The 3,593-nt window shown below is 36.2% G+C and carries 2 protein-coding genes; one reads left to right on the top strand and one right to left on the bottom strand.

Annotated features, from left to right (window positions below; translation table 11 throughout):
- Nucleotides 1-666: 666 nt before the first annotated feature.
- The gene (locus RM529_RS16385) at nt 667-1,833 is read right to left on the bottom strand and encodes a hypothetical protein (protein WP_311485815.1); all 1,167 of its coding nucleotides are present in this window, start codon (nt 1,831-1,833) and stop codon (nt 667-669) included.
- Nucleotides 1,834-2,247: 414 nt separating this feature from the next.
- Here RM529_RS16385 and RM529_RS16390 point away from each other — a divergent pair, with 414 nt between their 5' ends.
- Entirely contained in the window at nt 2,248-3,087 is an 840-nt protein-coding gene (locus RM529_RS16390; RefSeq protein WP_311485816.1) for a M57 family metalloprotease, read from the top strand.
- The last annotated feature ends 506 nt before the right edge of the window (nt 3,088-3,593 follow it).

Genomic DNA, 3,593 nt, shown 5'->3' on the forward strand with positions numbered 1-3,593 from the left:
AATTCAATCAGCCAAAATCGAAATATGAAGCTAGAAATGCATTTCTAAGGGACGACTAATTACTAAACTACCAGACCGCTTTGATGACTGTTCTATTATTTCGATTTCATTTTTTTTAATAACAATGTTCCAGTGATTGTTGTTATTCTGTTTTACATCAGAATAGCTATATGTTCTAATTGAAAAATAAAACTTTTTTTACTATTCCCATACTGCCTAAGGTCTGACTAGTCCCGAGAAACACGGTTTTAGCCAGCTTGATCAACAACGACAAAGTTTCTTTACAATAGTTACTAAAATAACTTAGCTTTGACCCTGCGTCTTTTACTGTAACATCACTACCATTTCCTGATGACCTACTTTAATTCCATTTTGCCCAAAGACCATTGGTTCTAACAATAATGCTAATCGATTTAAAATTTGTTTTATCATGATTGCATCTATTATGTCAAATTTTTAGCAAAAATCACATAAAATCCTGAAGTGACCAGGTTAGCCTGTAAGGGAAGAACTTTAAGAGATTGTGAATTTATCCTTACTTGAGTTCTTCTCAAGATTACTACTATTTGTATGAGAGTTTAATCTTGTAGCATTTAGCTCTAAGAAAAAAGAAAGCTGTCCCGACAGAGAGACAGCCTTGTTGTTGGCATTAAAAAATAAGAGATACTACATAGAAGACCCTGTAGTTGGCCCACCGGTTCCAGGAATACCAGGGCCAGGAAATATAACTGAAGACTGATATACATCTGCACTGTTGTTGTTACCAATCTGGCTTATGTTACTGGTATGACCGTCTCCATATTGAGTAGTAGACGCACCATTATTAAGCCCTTTTTGCGTATGTAAAGTATAATTTGCGTCACCATATTGAGCAATAGTAGAGAAGTTAAAACCTTCACCTGTCTGACGGGTTGTTGCCCAGTTATTATCTCCTATTTGCTCCTGGAAAGAATCATTAGAACTAAAATATTGCTGGGTATTAGCATAGTTCCCATTTCCATCCTGATATTGTCTGGAGAAATTGTCATCATTTCCCTGATAAGCTATTACCTCATTACCTTCACCATATTGAGCCTGGAGAGCTGTGTGCCCATTTCCTCGCTGAGTAATTTTGGCAGTGTTATCATCTCCATATTGTTCCTGTTGTGCAAGACTTGACTGAGAACTTGCCCATCCAGTTAAAGCTTCTCCCTGTATAATATCTGCATCATTGCTGTTGCCATCCTGGATCTGGTATGCATCATTATCATCACCCCACTGGGTTATATCTGCATCATTATTATTGCCCATTTGATCAATATAAGCATAGTTAAAATTTCCTTCTTGCATAATAGTAGCATCATTCAACGTAGCACCAATAGGTTCACCATTTGGACCCACCCCCTGATACACAAAGGCGTTATTAACTCCCCCTAATTGATCCACTTCAGCTTCATTATTAGGCTCAGTATCTCCAGCATCACCTATTTGCGAGATTGTACTGTTATTTGAAACCCCTTCCTGGTAAACATCTGCATCATTAGAAGAACCAGATTGATCTATATCGGAATAATTATTAGAGCCAAACTGCTCCACATTTGCAATATGATCATCTTCTGTCTGGTTAATATCAGATAAGTTAGCACTACCTTCCTGGGACACCGTGGCTTCATGATTGGTATTTTCATCAGCATCACCACCGCTCTGGTAGATATTTGATTCATTACCACTACCAACCTGGCTTACAGTAGCCATATTAGCATTTCCATTTTGATCAACATTACTGTCATTGCTTTGGGCAAAAGCTATAGTACCAAACATAAACGCCCCCGTGTAAAGAAAAAATTTTTTCATTTAAAAGATTATTTTAAAAAGATTAATAGATAAGTGTCCTCATGTTCAAGTCGTCAAAATATTAAATGCTCTAATGACGATCTTCCAACGAAACTACATGTATTTTATGTACAGAAACAAATTTTTCGACAAAGAGCAAGGATTTTGGTTAAAGGGTAATTTTTCACTAGCTATAACCTTAAATACCTAAGAAATCATCATAAAACAATAAATAGAAACAAAATTTTTAAAAATTTAATAAAAGTTAAAAAAATTGATAAAACCTAATAAATACACGGTATATATATATATAGTATTTTACTAGTTGGTAATTTTTATGCTAAAATCGGAATTTATATGTGTAATTAAAATTTATTTATCTAGGTTTGATAACAAGTGTCCTTTAATTTTTATTAACCTTTTTAATCTCAATTTATGAAAATCACAAGATTATTACTTTTGGCTGCGATTACTGTAGCCGTATCATGTCAAAAAGAAGAAGCAGTCGTTCCTTCCGAATCTTCTTCTATTCAAGACTCAAAAGTTTCTAAAGAAACCATTGCAAAAATTGAATCCCTGAATCTCAATGCAGAAGGAGTAGAAAAGGTCGAAATGCAATTACCTGATGGGTCTAAGAAAGTATCCTACCTTATTGAAGGTGATATCGCCATAGATGCCGAACAATTGGATAATATGAAAGCCGGAGATATTACCGATAAGCAGTACAGAACTTATAGTCTTGTTTACTCGCCCCGAGTAATACAAATAGTTGGCTGGACAGGAATGGGCTTTGGCCAAAATCTTACTGAAAAGCAACAGGAGGCTTTGGAAAACGCAGTGGAAAATTATAATTCCCTTGATCTGGGACTTACTTTTGAGCTTTCCTTTTCCAATGATCAAAGTCTTGCTGATATTGTAATATTTCAGGTTCCTGATGGCAGTGTAGGTGGTAGCGCAGGTTTTCCTGCCGGAGGCAATCCATATCCATTTGTTCAAATATACTCAGGAATGGAAAATTACAGCCTTGAAGTGAACACACATGTAATGACACATGAAATTGGCCATACCCTGGGATTACGCCACACAGATTGGTTTACCCGGGAAAGCTGCGGAAGGCCAAGCTTTGGTGAGTTAGCAAATCCTACCGGATCAGTACATATTCCTGGTACTCCTTTTAGATTAGATCCTAATTCTATTATGCTTTCCTGCTTTAGCGCAAGTGAAGATGGAAAATTTGGAGAATTTGATGTAGTAGCTTTGGAATACATTTATTGAAATAAATTTCCTGATTTACAAAAGCCGTTCCTGAACAACTATTTGGAGCGGCTTTTTTCTGTCACTATAGTATCGCTGTCATCGAACTTATTAGCCAATTTATCCTTCTTCTCCGATGTTGAAATTATCTTTCTTTCCCCTTAACAAATGCTATCAATTATTAGAAACAACATCCAATTTTCAGCATTCCTGAAAATCACTTAAATTTATTTCAGCACATGGATTAAAGCTTTCTCTTTTTTTCAGCGTCATTACCCGCTCCTCTTCAGACGTGCAGTAACGATGAGACCTCTAATTATTGTCCTCATCAGTCACCCAAATTCGCCGTTTCTCCGCCTGTGGAATGATTTTTTCTTTCACCCCCAGAATCCTTTAATTTGGAAATCAGCTCTTCTGTACCATTTTACAATGGTAGATATTACTTCACCAGGTTCGTATTCCTGTCGATTGTTTAAGAGAGCAGAATTTTGTCTGTCGCTCCAACGCATAAAGGATCATCAATATCC

The sequence above is a fragment of the Autumnicola edwardsiae genome (assembly GCF_031846505.1).
GTDB lineage: Bacteria > Bacteroidota > Bacteroidia > Flavobacteriales > Flavobacteriaceae > Autumnicola > Autumnicola edwardsiae.